This window comes from Sphingorhabdus sp. (assembly GCF_046596595.1).
Lineage (GTDB): Bacteria > Pseudomonadota > Alphaproteobacteria > Sphingomonadales > Sphingomonadaceae > Sphingorhabdus_B.
This window is the reverse complement of the sequence record NZ_JBKJMB010000116.1, coordinates 12,187-31,914: the sequence shown is the minus strand read 5'-3', so window position 1 is coordinate 31,914 and position 19,728 is coordinate 12,187. Positions and strand designations below refer to the sequence as shown.

Here is a 19,728-nt window from a genome sequence, read left to right as displayed (position 1 = left end):
ATCTTTACGTGGAGCCGTTATCACCCGCCAAGACTCATCCGCATTGATCATCGGCGCTGGCATTGGCGGTCTTGTCAGTGCGGTATTGCTGGCATCGCGCGGCATGGCAGTGACGGTTGTCGAAAAGGAAGCAGCGGCAGGCGGCAAAGTGCGGCAACTCGGCGTGTCCGGTGCTAAAGTCGATGCGGGGCCGACGGTATTTACGATGCGCGCGGTGATCGACGATATCTTTGCGGCGGCGGGCGCGAACACATCCGATTATCTGACTTTGCACAAAGCACACCGCATCGCGCGCCACGCGTGGAATGCGGACACGCGGCTTGACCTGTTTGCTGACCATGCGCGTAGCAAAGATGCTATCGGGGAATTTGCAGGGGTCAAAGCAGCGGCTGGGTTTGACAGCTTCTCACAAGAAGCGCGGCGGATATTTGAGATATTGGATCGGCCGTTTTTGCAGGATTCCAAGACATATCCGCCCGGCCTGATGTGGCGGATCGGGCTTTGGCGCGTCGGCGCGTTGGTTGCCATTCGCCCTTATGAAAGCCTGTGGAAAGTGCTCAAGGAGCATTTCGACGACCCGCGCTTGCTTCAATTATTTGGTCGCTACACAACCTATTGCGGGTCATCGCCATTTCACACGCCAGCCACTCTTATGCTCATCGCGCATGTCGAGGCGCAAGGGGTGTGGGCGATCGAAGGCGGGATGAGTGCGCTGGCGGCAGGTCTGGAGAAGCTGGCCCGCGAAAAGGGCGTGATATTCCGTTATAATGCGCCGGTTTCGCGCATCGATGTTCAGCACAAGGAGGTCACCGGTGTTGCGCTTGCCAGTGGCGAATATCTGGCCGCCGACAAGGTCATATTTAACGGTGACCCTGCCGCCTTGGCATCCGGCCTACTGGGCGCATCTGCCGCGCGCGCTACGCGCAAAATGCCTGCAAAGGCACGGTCGCTTTCCGCTCTGGTCTGGCTTGCCAACGCCAAAACCAGCGGCTTTGAGCTTGACCATCACAATGTCTTCTTCTCGGACGATTACGAGGCCGAGTTCAGAGACATCAAGGCTGGCCGTCCGCCCGCCAGTCCCACCGCTTATGTCTGCGCGCTTGATCGCGGGCAGGCAGGCGTCCCGGCAAATCGGCCCGAGAGGCTTCAAATCATCGTCAACGCGCCTGCCAATGGCGACACAGAACAATACGCATCAAGGGAGAGAGACAGATGCACAACGGACATGCTGGCACGCTTGCGCGCGTGCGGACTGGAACTGGAGGATCCACTGCCACACCGGCTGGTGACACCAGCGGATTTCGCGACGCTCTTCCCGGCGACGGGTGGAGCCCTTTATGGACGGGCCTCGCACGGGTGGGCGGCTTCCTTCCTCCGGCCCGGCAGCCGGACATCGATCCGTGGGCTTTACTGCGCGGGCGGGGCGACTCATCCGGGAGCAGGGGTCCCGATGGCCGCCTTGTCGGGGAGGCTCGCGACGCAAGCCTTGCTGTCCGACCATATTTCGACACGCTGGTTCCACCGCAAGGCTATCGCTGGTGGTATGTCGACGCGCTCAGCAATGATGGGCGCTTCGGGCTAACGATCATAGGCTTTATCGGCAGCGTCTTTTCGCCTTATTACAAGAAGTCGGGCCGCAATATCCCCGTCGACCATAGCTGCCTTAACATCGCGCTTTATGGCAAGGGCGCGCGCTGGGTCATGACCGAGCGGGGCGTGGGCGAAACAACCCAAGAGCGCGACTGCTTGCAAATCGGACCAAGCGCGATGCGTTGGGACAAGGACCGGCTGATCATCGACATCGAAGAGCGCGATATCCGTTTGGGCATCCCATGGCGTCGGCGGGTGAAGGGCCAGATCATATTGACGCCCGAATTGCTCAACGACCGCAGTTTCAAGCTGGATCCGCAAGGCCGTCACCATTGGCAAGCCATTGCCCCACGGGCATCGGTCGAGGTCAAGATGCAGCAGCCTGACATATCGTGGAAAGGCAGCGCCTATCTCGACAGCAACCAGGGCAGCGAACCCATCGAAAACGGCTTCCAAAGCTGGCATTGGTCGCGCGCGCATGTCGCCAAGCAGGTTGCCGTCATTTACGAAGGCAAACGCCGCGACGGAAGCCATTTCGCAAGCGCGCTGCGTTTCGATTCAAGCGGTACGCCAACAGAGGTGGAGCTGCCTATGGTCGCACCAATGCCATATACTTATTGGGGCATGGAGCGGCAAACCCGCGCTGACCGCGGGCATGCCTCGGTTATCAAGACATGGGAAGATTCGCCCTTTTACGCGCGCACCGCTTTGTCTGCGCGTCTGTGGGGGGAGCCAGTCATTGCGATTCAAGAGAGCATTTCGCTCGACCGGCTGATCAATCCGGTGGTGCAGTTCATGCTGCCGTACAAGATGCCGCGCGAGGCGAAGTAAAACTTTTGCCTCCGTTGGTGGCGAGCCGAGTCGAGACACGGAGCGTGGGAGCGCGACCGATGGGTGTCTCGACTGGGCTCGACACGAACGGGATCGGGAGATTGAGCCTCTCCTTCGTCCTCCCCGCGCAGGCGGGGATCCAGCGCCTGACGTCAATTTAAACTCAACGGCTTTGCGCAACCAACCACCACGTGTTGGATCCCCGCCTTCGCGGGGATGACGACATTTGTGGACTGAGAAGGATCGCCAACCATCCACGAGATTGGAAAGTCACACTAAGGTCTCACCTAAATGGCTGCAGAAAAATCTACGGGCTGATTGCATGCCCCTACAGCCATTTGGGCGGTTACCGATATAGTCTGATCAGAATGACAGGCCAAATCCTACATTGCAAGCAGGGGCATTACTCTTTTTCCGGCGCGCGCTCTTTGCCAGCCTTTTCCTTGTCTTTGGCAATTTCACGATTGATCGACCATAATTGCCAGAAGCCGAAGCCAAGCGCGACAATGCCCCCGAAAACGATCTCGATCCAACCCATATTGTCGAATGCGCTCGGTTCCACTTTGCCTCTCCCATAACGACTCATTTGTCGTATATTTAATGATTATGGCTTCAACTTTGCCTTAGCGAATACGGTTACAATTTCCTTAGCTTGCTCGGGATCTTCTTCATGGGCCAGATGGCCAAAACCCTGCATGTCCAGCACTTCACAATTCGGCAATAGTCGGGCGGCATCGGTCACGGCGGATTTTGGAATGGCGGCGTCCTTGCTTGGGTGGATCAGCAAAACAGGTGACGTGACTTCGCCAAGCCGCGCGCCCAAAGCCTCAAGCCGCCAGTTTGCCATCATCCGGATCGCGCCGTCGCAATGGCCCGATTTGCTGAACAGCCGCGTGTAAAATTTTGCGCCTTCAGCGTCGATCTTCGATCCAGTGGAGCGGGCAAGAAACTTGGCAGTCTGCCCCGGGGCCTGCGCCATCCGTGAAAAGATGATCGAAACAAAGGGATTGGTGAACAGCATTATGGCAAGCGAGGGGAATATGCGCGCCGCAAGACCTGGGAACGGCATCAAGGCTGGCGCAAAACCGACCAGCGGAACCGACCAACGCTTATCGAGCATCAGTTGCGCAGCGATTGCAACGCCTGCGCTATGGCCGACGATCAGGTCAGGCGTGCATCCTTGTTCGTCCAGCAAGGCGGCAAGCGACGCGGCCATTCCGGCCAGCGTGACATTGCCCGTCACGCCGGACTTGGTGAAACCGTGACCCGGCAAATCCATCGCAACCACGCGATATTGTTTGGCCAGCAACGGCATCAATGCGCGCCAGCTGTGCGTCGCGGCACCCGTGCCATGGATCAACAGGCACAGCGGTGCGTCGGCCGCGCCAAGGCCCATATGTTGGACATGCCAATGATATCCACCCGCGCGGACGAAACTACTCGATTCGCGATTTGGCCAATCCTTGCCGTCACTTGCCCAATCGGGATAGCGCCCGCTCACAGGCTTTCAATCGCTGCGACCATCGCCGCGCTTTGCGCCTGAGGCAGCGGTAAATAGCGACCATTCAAAGCCGCCGCGAGCGCGGCAGCCTCTTCGCGCGGGCGCGGCGAGATGTCTATGACAATGCTGCTCAGCCCAAGCATCGCCAGATTGCGCGCCGCCTGATTGGCTTCTTCCATCGCCACAGTCCGGTTGGCGCTCCCGTCCATCGCGACGTTGCCCTTGCCGTCGGTCAGCACCGCAATCAACGCCGTCTGGCCTGATCGCGTCGCCGATTCCGCCAATTGGCCTGCGGCAATCAATCCAGCCGCCAATGGCGTGCCGCCACCGCCGGGCAAAGCGGCCAGCGCGCGCCGTGCCCGAGTCAGCGAACGTGTGGGCGGTAACAATATCTCGGCTGCCGATTGCCGGAACGCGATCAACGCGACCTGGCTTCGTTTGACATAGGCTTGCGCCAGCATCATTTCGACCGCGCCCTTTGCCTCGGCTAATCGCGACAAGGCTGACGAACCAGAGGCATCGACTGCAAAGATCGTCAATGTCTCGCTGCGCTGCTCGAAATGGCGGACGCGCAGATCGGACGTTCGGATGTGGATTTTGCGGGTATCGCCCGCCTTGGCCGCCTGCCTGCGGATATTCTGCCATGGCGCGGCGGCGCGCAGGCTATCGATCAGCGCGAGCCTTTTGCCGTTTCCCGGCGTGCCAGGCCGTGCACTCATCGGGCGGCCACGGCTTGCGGACTTTTGTTTTTGCCCCGACTTACCCGCGGCGCCCTTGCCGCCGCGCCGTGTGGCTGAATCTATCTGGTCGAGAATATGTTTGGGGATCGCGGCGGCGGCGGCATCAAGCATGATATCGTTCAGGTCGATATCCTCGATACTGCGGTTCTCATCGCTGTCGTCTGGTTCGTTGTCTGGAGGTGTGTCGTCCTGCTCGGGCTCGGGCGGTGGCGGAGGTTCCATCTGCGGCACTTGCGTCGCGCGTGGCGACAGGACCAGTCCAACCGCAGCGATGATATCGGCATCAATCGCTATAGCACGTCCGTGCAATGCGGCATGCGCGCGTGCCGCCAGGTTCGTGAAAATCAACGGCCGGACCGAACCAACCCCAAGCGCAAGGGCGGTGGATGCAACTGCATGCAGTTGCGCGTCGGTCAGAGAGGCGACGGCGGTCAGCCTGATGGCGTCCGGCCAATCTTTTGGGCATCGCGTGCGCAGCGCCGATAGGTCGGCATGGAATGCGGCCCGCTCCATCAATATCGCGGGCGGCGCTTCGTCAGGCTCCGCGCCATCGTCGAGCAGGATGACTGCCAGATTCCCGTCGTCCATCGCCTGCGCGACATGCGCCGCGACATTGGCCGCGATCCGTTCAGCCATCGGCAAAATGACCGCGCCGCCCGCTGCTGCAGTCAGCAGGCCCGAGCGCATCACGGTTCTGCCCGCAGACAAGGTGGCGGTAAGGTCAAGTCCGCCAAGCAAGCGTTCGGCATCGACATTGGAGGGTATTTTGACGACAGGGCCGTGGAGCGCGGCGCGCGCATCATCCAGCATCTCGTCGCGCACCGGGCTATCGCCGCGCAAGATGATCCCGCCGAACGCCGCTGGTGAAAGAACGAAAAGCTGAAGCGCCAATTCTGCGTCACTGATGGTCGCGTTCAGTGACGGCGCGTCGCTCACCCGAAAAGCTCCTCCAGCGCGCGTTCGATACGGACCGTTGATCCGGTTTCATCCAATATATTGCGCCGTAACCGGTGCCGAAGCGCAAGTGGCGCAATCGATTTGAGATGCGCGCGCGTAACGGTTTTCTTGCCGTCCAGTGCAGCCACCGCGCGGCTTGCGCGCATCAAGGTGAGCTCGCCGCGCAGTCCGTCAGCGCCGACCGCTTTGCACAGTTCAGCCATGTCGGACAGGATGCTTTCGGGCGTCTCGACCGAGGGCAAGGCAGCCTTGGCGCGGGCGATGCGGCGAAGCACCTTGGCGTCCTCGGCGGCCCAGGCTGCGGCAAAGCTTGCGCCGTCCTGTTCATTGGCATCGCAGCGCTTCATGATTTCGACACGCTCTGAAATGTCCTGCGGGGTGCGGACCTCGACCGACAGACCGAAGCGATCAAGCAATTGTGGGCGAAGCTCGCCCTCTTCGGGATTGCCGCTGCCGACAAGGACAAAGCGCGCGTTGTGCCGGATGCTGAGGCCATCGCGTTCGACGAGATTTTCGCCTGACGCCGCCACATCGAGCAGCAGGTCAACGACATGGTCCTCAAGCAGGTTGATCTCGTCAATATAGAGAAAACCGCGATGGGCTTTGGCGAGCAATCCAGGCTCAAACTGCTTTTCACCATGCGCAAGCGCGCGTTCGAGATCGAGCGAGCCAAGCACGCGGTCCTCGGTCGAGCCCAAAGGCAGATCGACAAAGGGCACCGAAATCTTGCGCGCACGGTTGCTGCTGCAATGGTCGGGGCAATCATGCGGCTGGTCGGGGTCGCAATTGAACCTGCATCCTTCGACAATCTTGATCAGCGGCAAAGTCGCCGCAAGCGCGCGTGCCGCCGTTGACTTGCCCGTGCCACGGTCACCAAAGATCATGACCCCGCCAATACGCGCATCAACCGCAGCTATTAACAATGCGCGCTTCATTTCGTCTTGGCCGACGATCGCGCTGAAAGGAAATCCACCCATGCGCCGTTGCTATCATACAAAAGCGGCACGGCAAGCCGCGATTATGCCAACCGGGATATTCTGCTGGGGATTAATAATCACCTTCAGGGGCTTTCAGTAGCGCTTACGTGGCCGGAACATTCATGCCCGTCTCAGGTTTTGGCAATCAGTTCAGGAAAAAACAAACAAACATAAAAAGGAACTTGAGGATGCGAAATATGCAAGAAAATTGGAAAAAGATTGGCATTTTAGCTCCATTGCTCGCGGTTGGTCTGGCCGGCTGCGCTACGGTCGAAGAAGCCGTCGCGGAAGCAACGTCGGAAACCAAGCGCGCTAGTCTGACGGGCGCCGAGATCGTTGGCATGCGCGGTGACACCGATGGCTATGCGAAGGCAGAGTTATCAGTATCCGATGAAGCCAACCAGATTTGCTACGACCTTAACGATGTACGCGGCATTGGCGAAATCACCTCAGCCGCGATTTATCGTGGCGGCAAGGGTGTGAAAGGTCGGGCGGTTATCCAGATGCGCAGAGCCAATGAAGGCGGCTGGAAAAACTGCGTTGGCCGGACCGAATGGCTGGAAGATTCCGCTGAGCGCGCATCAGGCGCGTATTACATCCAAGTTAACACGTCCGAATTCCCGAATGGTGCCATTCGCGGCCAGTTCTACTAAGTATTACGAAGTAACATGCATGCCGGGTTGGTTTACGTTTCGGATAGCGAACCCGGCATTGCACGCGTTCGGCGCGGCAAAGGCTTTAGCTATGTCGATGCCAGCGGCAAGACGATCAGCGACAAGGCTAAACTGGAGCGCATAAGGGCGCTGGCAGTGCCGCCGGCATATCGCAACGTGTGGATATGCGCCGATGAAAATGGCCATATTCAGGCAACGGGTCTGGATGAGGCCAATCGCAAACAATATCGTTACCATGCCTTGTGGAGCGAAGCGCGCAGCGGGGCGAAGTTCGACAAGCTACACAGCTTTGGAGTCGCGTTGCCGCAAGTCCGCCGTGTGGTGGAATCCACATTAGCCGGGGCCAAGAAAAGCGACGTCTTTGCAAAAGAGGTGGCGATTGCAGCGGTCATTCGGTTGCTTGACCATACTGCCATGCGGATCGGTGGCCGTTCGCGCACCAGCCAGGGCGCAACCACGTTGATGTTGCGGAATATCCGCTATGATAAAGACCGGCTGAAGCTGCAATATACGGCAAAGGGCGGCAAGAAGGTGCGGTGCAGCGTCACTGACAAAAGGCTTCAGCGGATCCTGGAGAAAATCCATGATTTGCCCGGCAAGCGGCTGTTTCAATATATCGGGGCGGACGGCGCAGTGCATCCACTGGACAGCGGTGACGTCAATGCCTGGCTAAAGGACCGGACAGGCGTTGACCATATCAGCGCCAAGATGTTTCGCACCTGGCATGGCAGCGTTGCCGCCCTGGAAGCGGTGCGCAAGGCAAAGAAGCCAAGCATCCGTATTGCCTGCGAAGCGGCATCGTGCGTGCTGTGGAACACGCCAGCGATTGCGCGTAAAAGCTATGTCCATCCAGCCATCCTCGACCTAGTCGCGACGCCCGTTGCGGCAGAGACAATATCTGCGCTCAACATACGCCGAACAAAGGGGCATATCGCTGCCGAGCAACGCTTAATGGCGCTGATTGCCCCTGATGCCGCTTAACGCAGTATGCAGTTGAACCAAGCAGCGTTTGCCGCGTTATCCTTGAGCAAACGCAATAAGGAGCAAACTGCATGATAATTAAAAAAGAAGACGCCCGCGCCGGTAAGACCGGCATGGGCGTGCGTTATGTTCTAGCAGTTTCGTTGGTCCTCGCGGTGATTGCAATGATCGCCGTCTATCTGGGAGTAATCTGATGACAAATGTGCAAGATTTTGGTGATCCTGATCCAAAGCCCTACAGCCCGCCCAATGAGGTGCCCGGCACAACCCCCGATGAAGTGACACCGGATCAGGGCGATATTGATTATCCCGGCGGCATGCCGGACGAAACGCCGGTAGAGTCGCCGCCGCCGGCCTCGGAACTGCTCAATTAAAAAGAAGAGGCTGCTGGTGTTCGCACCGGCGGCCTCTTTTTCTCATCCGTTGATCCTCATACATGGTCACGCTGGTGCAACTGACCATCGCACCGCCTGAGGGAGTATGTTCGCCGCATCACCGCTCAGGAAGCAGTGCCGGGCGTAAAGGATGGCGGGTCGCTTGCCGGGAACGAAGCGTCGGACATATCGTCGACTTCACTCCAGTCATCACCGGGGTTATCTCGCATCGAGTCCGAACCTGCATGGCGTGTCTGATCAAAATTTTCGGCGTCGGTTTCATTGTGGGCAAAGGCAGCCGCGAAGTCGTCGCCATATTCATCGGTTTTTGGCAGCCATTTGTCCCGCGTCGCGTACAATCCTGCGCCTACTGCTGCACCAACGCTCACCAGCGATACAAACGGAACTAACCAGCCCGGAAGTTCTGATGTCGATTTACGTTTGCCACCACCCTTGCCGGATTTCGCGCTTTGTTTGGACCCGTTGTTGTTGAGCGAAGCACTGGTCGATTTTTTGTCGTTTTCTGGTTGCGCCATTTTCTGTTCACTTTCCACAATTACCGGCTTGAATGCCGGAATGCTGTTCAAAACAGTTAACAATGCAGACGCGGAGCATGTTCCTCTGAACAACGCCATATTTGCTCACATGGACGATCATCGAGCAATATGGGAACCATTTGGGATGAGCGATGTTTTCCCTCGCACTCTGAAAGGGAGAATTAACATGAACATCATTATCATTCTGGTCGTCGGTGGCATTTTGGGTTGGCTGGCCAGCATCGTAATGCGCACGGATGGGCAACAAGGCATATTCTTGAATATCATCGTTGGCATTGTAGGTGCCTTTTTAGCAGGCTTTATTATCACCCCGTTGATCGGTGGCGCGCCAATTACGAGCGGAAATTTTGACATCCGTTCTTTGATCGCTTCGTTCCTGGGTGCAGTCGTTCTGTTGGCGATCGTCAACATGTTCCGTCGCGGCCGTGTCCGCTAAACATTAAAGAGGGAATAACTTATGAAAAAGTCCATTATGATTCTTGCGGCTTCGTTGTCGCTTGCCACGCTTGGCGCTTGTGATTCAGGTGCGGAAAACGCGCAAGAAAACCAGGCTGATGCCGTTCGTGACTCGACCGAAGCGCAAGCTGATGCGATGGAAGACAAGGCTGACACCATGGATACCAAGGTTGATGGCGTTGATTCTGCTGCTGAAAACAACATGGAAGATAAAGCCCAAGTGGTTCGCGAACAAGGCGAAGCCAAGGCCGATGCCATGGAAGACAACGCGGACAAAATGAACTAAAAACGGTTCTTTTACGTGATAATAAAGGGCTCGTCAGGAAACTGCCGGGCCCTTTTTATTTGGTCGATGCCTACGGCTAAATTGCCGCCTGATATAAATGATGCAGATAATTAGGATTGAACAAAGCGAGCGTGCGAAGACCGCTTAAATCGTGAACGCGCAGCGTCCCTCGTTGGATCGTGACGACGCCAGTTGCGTTTAAATCCTTGATCGTCCGACTGACATGAGGCTGCGTCATGCCCAAAGCATCGCCGATGTCGGACTGGGTCAGAGGAAACCGGCACAGACCATTTTCGGCAAGGCCAACCATCTTCAGTCGCAGGAACAATTCGCAGGCCAAATGTGCGAGACTTTCGACTGCGCTTCTTTGTCCGACCGACACCAGCCACTCGCGCTGGATGGAAGACATCAGTAGTGAATCCCACCACAAGGCGCGAAGGACACGGGGGTGTTCGTCCCCGAGCTTTTCAAACTCAGTCGGCTTGAACATGGCATATTGCAACGGCGTGATTGACCCAATCGAGTGGTCCATTGCATCCAATATGTAGACATGCAGGTCGGCAAGATCGCCCGGTACGAAAAATGCCAAAATCTGGCGTCTGCCGTCCTCGAGTATTTTGTACCGGCAAGCCCAGCCGTCGACGATGAGGTTGACGGTTTTCGGATCTTCCCCTTCGCTGATGATGTCATGGCCGCGCAAAAGCGATTTGACGCGTTTCGAAGCCAAAGCTTCAAGGGCGCTTTCGCCATCTGCCCGCAGCGGAAGAAAAGCATTCAGTTTGCGAATGAGAAACGTACCCGACACGCATCGATCCTTACAATTGCTTATGAAACGGGTGCACTTTCCGGCAGCGCGGAAGGTTCAATGGGCGTATTTGGTAGAGGGAATTTCAATTGCACGTGTGTGCCCACGCTTTCTTCGCTGGCAATCGAAAGCGTGCCTTCAACCTGGGTAGCAAAGCCGCGCATGAGTTCGGTTCCCATTTGGCCAGCTTCGTCGTTGACGATGTACCCTTGGCCGTTGTCCGAAATTTCGAGCGTCGCAATGCCGCCATCAAGGTGAAATTCGAGGACAACCACGCCCCGTGTTCCTGCGGGGAAGGCATGGCGAAACGCATTGGTCACGGCCTCGACTACAAATAACGTGAGCGGCACGGCGTAATCGATGGGCACGGGGAAATTGCTGGCGCGACAGCTCAGTTCAACATTGGGCATCGACCTGCTGGAACCGCGCAGCTGCGTGCAGAGCTCGGTCATCAGGTTATCGATTGCGACTTCGCCGCTTTCGTAACCATTGTCCTGTTCATATAAAAGTCTGTGGATGAGCGCCAGTGCGCTGATCCGTGCACGTGTTTGCGACAATGCGGCTTTCGCGGCAGATTCGCGCACACGACCCGACTGAAGCGTCAGGAGGCTGTTGATAATCTGCAAATTGTTTTTGACGCGGTGGTGAACTTCACGGGTCAGCAGGCTCTTTGCCTCCAATGCTTGAGTGAGGTCATTGTTACGGCGATCAATGACGTCAGCCATGCTGTGCAAATCTTCGCTAAATGCGGCGATTTCTTCCGGTGCCCGTTCAAACCGGCCTCGATCACCGGTGAAGTCGCCTTTGGCGAAACGGCCTGACACGCTGCGTAATTCGCGCAACCAAATCAGGGCAAGACGGTTGGTGCCGACCCAGATGGCGAGCGTAGCAAGTAGGATGGATATTAACGGCAATAATATACTGGCACGCACTTGGGAGACAGCGGTCGCCATGAGTTTTTCGCGTGGTTCCGCGTAAACAATAAAAAGGTCTGAACTGTATAGTCTGTGTATACTATATATCCATTCCCTGCTGCTGGCTGTGCGTGCCTCGATCGGTTGGTCTTGACGCGAACCCAATTCGGGCTTGAAAGCCAGCGGTCGGCTACCGCTAGCAACAATCTTTCCATCACGCGTCACAATGGCGATGGCACCTGCATTGCTTAGGGGCGCCTGGTTCAGGGCTTGGCGCAGATAACCGACGTCGATTGCTGCGGTCAAAGTCCCATCAGGTTGTCCACCGCTCTTGCGCAGCGGCAGAATCAGGAACAGGACATTACGTTTGGCGATAGGCCCATATATCGGCGACCTGGTGATGGTCATACTGTCGGCTTTGACGCCGCGTTGCCACCATGGTTCATTCGCGAGATTCACCTTGCCAACAAAGGGTATCGCCGAGCAGCGCACATTGCCTTCAGCGTCAGTGCGCGCAATGTTGGCGATAGGGGGATAGTTGCTTAAGGAGGCTCGCAATGCGCCATCACATTGATTGGAAATACCACGCACGTCCTGGTTGGTTGCTTGGGCAAGCAACAAATGCTGCGCAATCACAAAGGGGTCTCGCTGGCGTTCCGCCACCGCGCGCCCTGTGCCGCTAAGCCGTTCGAACGCCAGTTTCCGGGTATTTTCCAAAGTCGACAGACCCTGAAAAAAACTTGCGATAACGACCGGCAGCAAGGCCGCAAAAACGACAAGAATTAGCCCTTGGCGCATGGTCAGTGGTCGAAAACTTTGCACTTAATTTCCCGGCTGCTGGAAAAATTCCGTCAAATGCTTGGGGTGGGGTTTGCACGGCGGGAGACGTCGCCTTGCAAGGACTTGGAACTAGGCTTTTTCAACGCAACCTCGTCTGGCCCGTTTATCAACGCCGCTAGCGCGACCCGGCCGCGTGCCAGGCGACTTTTGACCGTACCAATGGCACAACCCGTAATTTCGGCAGCCTCTTCATAGCTGGCACCACCTGCGCCTACGAGCATAAGGATTTCACGCTGCTCGGCGGGTAGTTTCTGCAATGCTTTTTCAACGTCGGTCATATGGATATGATGCTGCTGGGGCGGTGCCTCAACCAGCAACCGTTCTGCGGCTTCCGGGTCCCAGCTTGTCATCCGCGAATTTTTCCGCATTGTCGTGTAAAACTGGTTACGCAAGATCATAAACATCCATGCGCGGAAATTCGTGCCGGGGGTAAAGCTTTCATGTGCCGCCCATGCCCGCATCATCGCTTCCTGGGCAAGATCGTCTGCCAGTTCACGGTTTCCACACAGACCGCGGGCAAACGCACGTAACGAAGGAATAAGCGCAACCATCTGGGCCCGAAAATCATCGGAAGCGTCGCGCTGATTTTCCTTAAGGCGTGATTCCACTGGCTGGGCGCTCATGAAAATTTCTTATGGGCCGAAAATTTGGCGTCGATTTGGTCCAGAAGATCCAAAAAATCGTCAGGAACGGGCTCGTTCGCGATGCTGTCATGCATTTGCCGCAACGCTGCTGTAAGCGAATCAAATTCCGGGTCCATAGCCCCGCTCAAGCTGTCATCAGCTTGCTTGTTACGCCTTTTATTTCCCAAGTGATCCTCCCCCTCGTTCCACGCGCTCGGAAAGGAGCCCGACCCCGGGTGACCATAATTTGTTGTTATGCCCATTGTTTAATACCACAATTTCGGCGGAAGAAGATATCTTTTCATAGGCGATAAAAGCCGCAAAAGATGATATTGTTCCATGCAGTGGGAACAAAATTGCTTTTCGGGCGTATGGGTTTTGCTAGCAAAGGGAGCAACTATGTCATTTAGGCAGCAACTGGCATCGCAATTGCCATATCTTAGGCGTTACGCACGTGCATTGACCGGGTCGCAATCACTCGGTGACGCCGCAGTGCGGGAGACACTGGAAGCATTATTGGAGGCTCCCGAAGAATGGGACGAGACAGCGCCGGTGAAGACCGAGTTGTTCAGAACCTTTCATCGTATCTGGAACAGTGAAATGATCGCTCCGCTTGAATCGCGCGGGCGCAGCGGCGTTATCGCCGAATTTCCTGTCAAGCGCCGCCAAAGCCTGCTGCTGTCGACCGTTGAGGGTTTTACTGTAACTGATGTCGCGGCGATATTGGGCATTTCGCAAGACGACGTTAGCCAGCATGTGCAGGCCGCACGCAGCGCGATCGAAGACGCATTGTCGGCGCGCGTTTTGATTATCGAAGATGAATCAATCATTGCACTGCACATTAAGCAGATTGTCGAAAGTCTTGGCCACGAAGCAATTGCGATCGTGCGCACTCGGGCTGAAGCGGTTGCCAAGGCCCGCGATGAACGGCCCGAGTTGGTGCTTGCAGATATCAGCCTTGCCGACGGTTCTAGCGGAATTGACGCCGTAAAAGATATTTTGGCCGAACAAACGGTGCCTGTGATTTTCATCACGGCGTTTCCGGAACGTTTGCTGACGGGTGAACGCCCGGAGCCTACTTATCTGATAACCAAGCCTTTTGAACCTGAGACGGTCATTGCTACTATTGGGCAGGCGTTGCTGATGCACCGCGATGTGGATGTAGATTCAAAAGCTGCATAATTTTTTGGAAACTTCGGGAACAATGTGCGCGCAGTCGCGTTCACTTTTTCCCAACGACATTTTAGGTCGGGAAAAACGTAAAGTTGATTTCGACCAGCTGGTCGCCCTCCCCCCCCTAGACCAGCGCCCTAACACCCCGGCTTAACCGCCGGGGTGTTTTTGTTTGGGCGCGCGCAAACGAGCGTTATGCATGAAAAAATAGGCCCCATTGCAAGATGCAATGGAGCCTATTGTGTATCTTGGCGTCGCGGACCCCGTTGGGGGCGATTATCCGTCTTTGGATTAAGAGGCGGTCATACCGTTTTTCAAGTCGCGCATCTGGTCATGTCCTGATTTGACTGAATCAAAACATTGGCTGATGAGTGCGCGCGTGTCGGTGCCGAGTTCGCCGTCTTGCAAAGCGGTCTCGTACTTGGCTTTGATGTGATCTTCGCCGCGTTCCACTTCTGCGATAACGGCTTGGTCATCCCTGCCTGTAACCGCATCACGCAGGTTCATGAAAACCCGATGCGCACCGGCCAAAAGCGAACCGTCATCCTGTGCATCGCCGCCGAGGGCAACAACATGCTGGCGAAGTTCCTCAACGACGTGTTGACGCTCGTTCGCGCGTTCGAAAAAGATAGACTGAAACTGGTTGCTGTCAGCGTCTTCTGCCGCCGACCTGTAGCCGTCGACGCTGTCGATGGTGGTCTTGATCAGATCGTTTACTGTTGCAATGTCGTGGTTACGTGCGTCCATGATTTTGTCTCCTATATGGTATTGCATCTATTCAACGCACGGCCATGGCAATTGTTTCAGCGCCGTCAATTTCGGCAGGGAACGGTCACATCCAAGTCGCTTTTGGGACGTTCATGCGGCTACTGCAACGGCGGATCTTCTGGCCGGGAACCATGGCGGGATTCAGGCGTTGCCATCTGAAGTCTGGATACAAGGCTGTTCATCTGGCGTGAATATACCTGCGGTATATCCCTCGCGTATCGGAACATGTCATATCAACTGGACGCTGCTTACTGACAAGGACAGTCGCCACCGTTTCTCGATGGAATAGAAATACAATATATGATTCATGAAAATCGCAAATCTTCGGTGACGGTGAACCATGAATATTGGCAAACGCCGATCACATCTGTCGATATATCCAGCGCGGATTTGCCCGCCTCTGTCGGACACGATGACTATCGACTGATCGTTGATGCGATCCCTGCCTTATGCTGGATGGCGCGCGGAGACGGTTATATCTATTGGTACAACCGCCGTTGGCACGATTATTGTGGCTCTACACCCGAATCGATGGAGGGCTGGGGTTGGCAATCTGTGCACGATCCGCTTGAATTGCCGAGGGTCGTTGAACAGTGGAAGCATTCCATCAGCGAGGGCGAAGCGTTCGAAATGACGTTTCCATTGCGCGGTGCCGATGGGCTATTTCGTCAGTTTTTGACGCGGATCGTTCCCGTGCTTGGCGCAGATGGCAATGTGGTGAGGTGGGTTGGAACCAACACCGAATTCGACAGCGAGAACAGCGTAAAGGAAGCCCTGGCGGTCAGTGAGGCGAAATTCCGGGTGCTCACCGATGCACTGCCCCAGATGGTCTGGTCGACGGGGGCAGACGGGTTCCACGATTATTATAATGCACGCTGGTATGCCTGTACCGGCACGCCTTATGGCGCAACACATGGCGCCGGGTGGATGGACAAGTTCCATGAAGATGATCGCGAAGCTGTCGCTGCAAAATGGCACGAAAGTCTTGCCACTGGCCAAGATTATGAAATCGAATACCGCCTGCGCCATGAAAGCGGGGAATATCGCTGGACGTTGGGCAGGGCGCTTCCGGTGCGCGATGAGCATGGTCATGTTTTGCGATGGATCGGTACCTACACCGACATTCATGAAAGCAAATTGATCGCCGAACGTACCGAATTGATGTCCAAAGAACTGAGCCATCGCATAAAAAATATCTTCGCAGTGGTGGCTGGCCTGATCGGGTTGTCGGCGCCGAAAGACGCACCAACCGCGACTTTCGCAAAGCAGCTTGCGGGGCGGATTTCAGCCTTGGGACGCGCGCATAACTTCGCGCGCCCACATAGTGTTTTGTCAGACCCCGGGCATGACTTTGGCACGCTGCACGGTTTGTTGAACGAAATCCTGAAACCTTATGATATGGACGGCAAGGCCCGCTATATTATCAGCGGAACCGACACCGATGTGGGGGAACGTAGCACAACGCCGATTGCACTTGTCATCCACGAACTTGCGACAAATGCGATGAAATACGGAGCGTTGGCAACGCAAGACGGTCACGTGCGGATAGAAACCGAAATCCGCGCGGACGAGGTTACGATATCATGGACAGAGAATGGCGGACTCCCTGTGGACTCGGCACCCGAGCGAACGGGGTTTGGGACACAATTGTCCGAAATCGGTATCACCAGTCAATTGAGCGGAAGGATCGAGCGTTTCTGGAATCATTCCGGCTTAAGAGTAGTCATGACCGTGCCAACGGCGCATTTGTGAAATCATAGCTAAAAGCTATTGGCGGCGCTGCCCCCTGCCTGCGCGCTGCTCTTTGGAAAAACGCGCAATGCAGAAGGCGGGGTAACAGCCTTTCCACTCAAAAAATCAACGAGAAAATCAAGGGCGTTCTCGACTTGAACCTCGTCCACGGGTTTGGAAATACAGCCTATAGTGCCATCTATACCTTCGCCCAGGCTGGCCGGATTGGCGGTGAGGAATAACACGGCGGCACCATATTCCTGCGCCAACATTTTGCCGATGTCGGGACCGGTTTCGCCATCGCGCAAATTGACATCCACAAGCGCAAAGTCCGGCATTTCATGCGCCAAACGCAACGCCGTTTTGGCATCAGGTGCAATGCCGACAGTTTCAAATCCTAGCGCCGATAAGGTGCGGCTTAGATTTAGCGCGACCAGGAATTCATCTTCTACGATCAGGATTGTTTTGCCCATGGGTACACTCTTCGGTTATTCTAACGAAGGTTAAAACCGTTCCGTTGAAAATGGTTCCCGCCATCCATCGCATTACACCTATTGCGTACCGGGTTTGATGTGAATGGCGGGTATTCTTTAAGGCATATTTCTATCCCAATAAAGCGCACATAAGCCATTATCTTACGTGCATTGCCGTCGTTTACCTTTCAGCAAGACGATGTTGCTAAGTCCGTTGGGAACACGAAAGAAGCGATCAGCGATGCCAGCAAAACCTGCCAGGGAAACGTCCCGAAGTGCTACTACACCGGAAGGTGGGGCCCGCCGGTTTTTGGAACGTTGGACATCTTCTAAAGCCGACATGGATGTGGGTGGTCCTGACGGATTTGGTTCACCTGAGGAAGCCCAATCCTTACTCCGCAACTTTGAAGAAAGCGGCCGCGGATGGTTCTGGGCGACCGATGTTCGTGGCTTTCTTACCTATCTAAGCCCCCCGGTTCTTACACTTTTAAAGAAAGAACCGTCCGAAATATGCTCTCAACCGTTTCTCGATCTTTTCAGCAGAGTCGAGAATGATGCAAGTCAGCGTACGCTTCCATTTATCCTGACCAAGCAGTCAAAGTTTGATGATTTGCTACTGCAAGCTGCGGCCGATGGTGACGAAGTTTGGTGGTCGGTTTCAGGAAGGCCCTTTCGCGATCGGGCTGGCAATTTTGCCGGGTATCGCGGTAGCGGCACCGACATCACCAATATGCGTCGGTCGGCGCAAGACACCTCCAAACTGGCGACCTATGATACGCTCACGGGGCTTTTGAACCGGTTGAATATGTCAAAGCTGCTTGATGCAACCTTGTCTGCCTTCAAAGTGCAAACGCGTGCCTGTGCTATTATGTTGATCGACCTTGATCGGTTTAAGCAGGTTAATGAGACGCTCGGCCATCCTGCCGGCGATACCTTGTTGAAACAGGTCGCCGAAAGATTGGTCAAGACAGTTGGCGACAAGGAAAAGATAAGTCGGCTGGGCGGAGATGAGTTTCAGATTATCTTGCCCGACGTCGAAGACCGAAGTGCGCTGGGCGATTTGGCCGACAAGATTATCCGTAACTTGTCGCAACCCTATTCGGTAGACGGTTTCCGTTGTATCATCGGCGCGTCAGTCGGGATTGCCGTGAGTCCGTTCGACGGGCAAGGCACTGAGGACTTGATCCGTAACGCTGACTTGGCGCTCTATGCAGCAAAGGGAAGCGGACGCGGGCGATTCCGCTTTTATTCAAGTGACTTGCTTCAGGCAGCCGAAGAACGCCGGATACTTGAAAGCGATTTGCGCGACGCACTTGCCAACAACGAGATGGAACTGGCGTACCAGCCAATCGTCGATTCCAAATCCAACGTAGTTTCCGGCTTTGAGGCACTGTTGCGTTGGAACCACCCTGAACGCGGGCTGATATCGCCGTCATTGTTCGTTCCGATAGCCGAAGAAACTGACCTGATTGGCGCACTTGGCATTTGGGCATTGCAGCGGGCATGTACAGAGGCGGTGCATTGGCCAGGCAAGTTAAAGGTAGCGGTGAATGTTTCGCCTGTTCAATTCGCCGACGGGTCTTTCCCGAAGGCCATTGAGAATGTCCTTGCAACCAGTGGGCTACCGCCAGCGAAGCTGGAACTCGAAATTACCGAAGGCGTCTTTCTTCAGGACTCCGCTGATACGGACAGCATTTTTGCGGCGCTGAAGAAAATCGGTGTGCGGCTGGCGCTGGATGATTTTGGAACCGGTTATTCATCGCTCGGCTATTTGAAAAATGCGCCCTTCGACAAGATCAAAATTGACCAGAGTTTCGTCCGGGGCGCAACCGTGCCCGGATCACGCAATAGCGCGATTATTGCGGCTATTGTTGCCTTGGCCGAGGCACTCAATATGGAAACCACGGCGGAGGGCGTCGAGACGATTGATCAGTTGTCGCTGACCCGCGACCTGCGCGTTAGTCATGTGCAAGGTTACGTCTACAGCCAACCGGTGGACAATGAAACTTTGCTTGCAAATTGTTCAGATGGCGATTGGACGATCGAACCAACTGGCCCAGCGGTGCAGAGGAGCGATCGTTATGCGATGTTCCGCAAGATTGCAGCCATTCACGACAATCATTGCTACGATATCGTATTGCGTAGCCTGTCGGCGACTGGCGCACTCATCGACGGCATTTACGACGTTCCCGTCGGAACCAAGTTCGTTCTGGATTTCGGTGATGGACAATTGGCCGTGTCGACTGTCGTTCGTTCCACCGGATCGCAGCAAGGCGTGGAATTTGAAGAACGGCTCGTCAACGACGGAAACGGCGGACTGTGCACCAATCGGCGGGTGTCGCCTCATATGATTGCCGCTGCGGGATCGTCGGCTGCATTTTTATCCTTGGGCGCGCACTCACCCAGTAATGGCGATAGCCATAGGGGCGCGCTTCCCGTGTTCCGCACAGTCAATGACTGGAAAGCAGGCTAAAAAGC

22 protein-coding genes are annotated in these 19,728 nt (G+C 55.8%); 11 read left to right on the top strand and 11 right to left on the bottom strand.

The genetic code is table 11. The features are described from left to right. Positions 1-43: 43 nt before the first annotated feature. Both crtD and ACLL9E_RS11385 read left to right on the top strand, forming a co-directional pair. Positions 44-1,582 (top strand): 1-hydroxycarotenoid 3,4-desaturase CrtD, encoded by a 1,539-nt coding sequence (gene crtD, locus ACLL9E_RS11390; protein ID WP_411291848.1) that lies wholly within the window; start codon positions 44-46, stop codon positions 1,580-1,582. Positions 1,583-1,701: 119 nt separating this feature from the next. Beyond that, positions 1,702-2,421, top strand: a complete 720-nt coding sequence (locus ACLL9E_RS11385; protein WP_411291847.1) for a hydroxyneurosporene dehydrogenase — start codon at positions 1,702-1,704, stop codon at positions 2,419-2,421. A 403-nt stretch (positions 2,422-2,824) separates the two neighbouring features. Here ACLL9E_RS11385 and ACLL9E_RS11380 read toward each other — a convergent pair whose 3' ends face one another. Genes ACLL9E_RS11380 through bchI form a run of 4 tightly spaced genes read right to left on the bottom strand, consistent with a single transcriptional unit; the run spans position 2,825 to position 6,596 of the window. Next, positions 2,825-2,983 carry a hypothetical protein gene (locus ACLL9E_RS11380; RefSeq protein ID WP_411291846.1) on the bottom strand — a complete coding sequence of 53 codons (159 nt, stop codon included), beginning with the start codon at positions 2,981-2,983 and terminating at the stop codon, positions 2,825-2,827. A 42-nt stretch (positions 2,984-3,025) separates the two neighbouring features. Next, a complete protein-coding gene (bchO, locus tag ACLL9E_RS11375; protein ID WP_411291845.1) occupies positions 3,026-3,922 on the bottom strand; it encodes an alpha/beta fold hydrolase BchO in 897 nt (298 codons plus the stop codon). Beyond that, a complete protein-coding gene (locus ACLL9E_RS11370; protein WP_411291844.1) occupies positions 3,919-5,598 on the bottom strand; it encodes a magnesium chelatase subunit D in 1,680 nt (559 codons plus the stop codon). Before ACLL9E_RS11370 ends, bchO begins: the two co-directional genes overlap by 4 nt. Next, a complete protein-coding gene (gene bchI / locus ACLL9E_RS11365; RefSeq protein WP_411291843.1) occupies positions 5,595-6,596 on the bottom strand; it encodes a magnesium chelatase ATPase subunit I in 1,002 nt (333 codons plus the stop codon). The genes ACLL9E_RS11370 and bchI overlap by 4 nt, the downstream gene beginning before the upstream one ends. 197 nt (positions 6,597-6,793) lie before the next feature. Between bchI and ACLL9E_RS11360 the strand changes: the two genes are divergently transcribed. From ACLL9E_RS11360 to ACLL9E_RS11345, 4 genes are all read left to right on the top strand, one after another. Continuing rightward, entirely contained in the window at positions 6,794-7,249 is a 456-nt protein-coding gene (locus ACLL9E_RS11360) for a CHRD domain-containing protein (RefSeq protein ID WP_411291842.1), read from the top strand. A 15-nt stretch (positions 7,250-7,264) separates the two neighbouring features. Continuing rightward, positions 7,265-8,251: a DNA topoisomerase IB gene (locus ACLL9E_RS11355; protein WP_411291841.1), complete on the top strand. Its 987-nt coding sequence runs from the start codon at positions 7,265-7,267 to the stop codon at positions 8,249-8,251. Positions 8,252-8,322: 71 nt separating this feature from the next. Continuing rightward, positions 8,323-8,445: a hypothetical protein gene (locus ACLL9E_RS11350; protein ID WP_411291840.1), complete on the top strand. Its 123-nt coding sequence runs from the start codon at positions 8,323-8,325 to the stop codon at positions 8,443-8,445. Continuing rightward, on the top strand, positions 8,445-8,624 hold the full coding sequence (locus tag ACLL9E_RS11345; protein WP_411291839.1) for a hypothetical protein: 180 nt from the start codon (positions 8,445-8,447) through the stop codon (positions 8,622-8,624). Before ACLL9E_RS11350 ends, ACLL9E_RS11345 begins: the two co-directional genes overlap by 1 nt. A gap of 125 nt (positions 8,625-8,749) precedes the next feature. Here the strand turns inward: ACLL9E_RS11345 and ACLL9E_RS11340 are convergent, their stop codons facing one another. Further along, positions 8,750-9,160, bottom strand: coding sequence for a hypothetical protein (locus ACLL9E_RS11340; protein WP_411291838.1), 411 nt, complete (start codon positions 9,158-9,160; stop codon positions 8,750-8,752). Between the two features lie 187 nt (positions 9,161-9,347). Between ACLL9E_RS11340 and ACLL9E_RS11335 the strand changes: the two genes are divergently transcribed. Together ACLL9E_RS11335 and ACLL9E_RS11330 are read left to right on the top strand one after the other, a co-directional pair. Further along, positions 9,348-9,617: a GlsB/YeaQ/YmgE family stress response membrane protein gene (locus ACLL9E_RS11335; protein WP_411291889.1), complete on the top strand. Its 270-nt coding sequence runs from the start codon at positions 9,348-9,350 to the stop codon at positions 9,615-9,617. A 21-nt stretch (positions 9,618-9,638) separates the two neighbouring features. Next, complete coding sequence (locus tag ACLL9E_RS11330; protein ID WP_411291837.1) at positions 9,639-9,923, top strand: hypothetical protein; 285 nt, start codon at positions 9,639-9,641, stop codon at positions 9,921-9,923. Positions 9,924-9,999: 76 nt separating this feature from the next. Here ACLL9E_RS11330 and ACLL9E_RS11325 read toward each other — a convergent pair whose 3' ends face one another. From ACLL9E_RS11325 to ACLL9E_RS11310, 4 genes are read right to left on the bottom strand one after another with little or no spacing between them, the layout of a single operon-like run. Then, positions 10,000-10,728 (bottom strand): Crp/Fnr family transcriptional regulator, encoded by a 729-nt coding sequence (locus ACLL9E_RS11325; RefSeq protein WP_411291836.1) that lies wholly within the window; start codon positions 10,726-10,728, stop codon positions 10,000-10,002. Positions 10,729-10,748: 20 nt separating this feature from the next. Next, positions 10,749-12,464 carry a sensor histidine kinase gene (locus ACLL9E_RS11320; RefSeq protein WP_411291835.1) on the bottom strand — a complete coding sequence of 572 codons (1,716 nt, stop codon included), beginning with the start codon at positions 12,462-12,464 and terminating at the stop codon, positions 10,749-10,751. 29 nt (positions 12,465-12,493) lie between these two features. Beyond that, positions 12,494-13,105: a sigma-70 family RNA polymerase sigma factor gene (locus tag ACLL9E_RS11315; RefSeq protein ID WP_411291834.1), complete on the bottom strand. Its 612-nt coding sequence runs from the start codon at positions 13,103-13,105 to the stop codon at positions 12,494-12,496. Then, positions 13,102-13,200 (bottom strand): NepR family anti-sigma factor, encoded by a 99-nt coding sequence (locus tag ACLL9E_RS11310; protein ID WP_411291888.1) that lies wholly within the window; start codon positions 13,198-13,200, stop codon positions 13,102-13,104. Before ACLL9E_RS11310 ends, ACLL9E_RS11315 begins: the two co-directional genes overlap by 4 nt. Positions 13,201-13,504: 304 nt before the next feature. On the opposite strand from ACLL9E_RS11310, the gene ACLL9E_RS11305 reads away from it, so the two are divergent. Beyond that, positions 13,505-14,287 (top strand): response regulator, encoded by a 783-nt coding sequence (locus ACLL9E_RS11305; protein WP_411291833.1) that lies wholly within the window; start codon positions 13,505-13,507, stop codon positions 14,285-14,287. 282 nt (positions 14,288-14,569) lie between these two features. Here ACLL9E_RS11305 and ACLL9E_RS11300 read toward each other — a convergent pair whose 3' ends face one another. Further along, positions 14,570-15,025 carry a ferritin-like domain-containing protein gene (locus ACLL9E_RS11300; RefSeq protein WP_411291832.1) on the bottom strand — a complete coding sequence of 152 codons (456 nt, stop codon included), beginning with the start codon at positions 15,023-15,025 and terminating at the stop codon, positions 14,570-14,572. A gap of 321 nt (positions 15,026-15,346) precedes the next feature. Between ACLL9E_RS11300 and ACLL9E_RS11295 the strand changes: the two genes are divergently transcribed. Next, the gene (locus ACLL9E_RS11295; protein ID WP_411291831.1) at positions 15,347-16,798 is read left to right on the top strand and encodes a sensor histidine kinase; all 1,452 of its coding nucleotides are present in this window, start codon (positions 15,347-15,349) and stop codon (positions 16,796-16,798) included. Positions 16,799-16,806: 8 nt separating this feature from the next. On the opposite strand, the gene ACLL9E_RS11290 is transcribed toward ACLL9E_RS11295, so the two are convergent. After that, complete coding sequence (locus ACLL9E_RS11290) at positions 16,807-17,250, bottom strand: response regulator (protein WP_411291830.1); 444 nt, start codon at positions 17,248-17,250, stop codon at positions 16,807-16,809. 241 nt (positions 17,251-17,491) lie between these two features. On the opposite strand from ACLL9E_RS11290, the gene ACLL9E_RS11285 reads away from it, so the two are divergent. Next, positions 17,492-19,723, top strand: coding sequence for an EAL domain-containing protein (locus tag ACLL9E_RS11285; RefSeq protein WP_411291829.1), 2,232 nt, complete (start codon positions 17,492-17,494; stop codon positions 19,721-19,723). Positions 19,724-19,728: the final 5 nt, after the last annotated feature.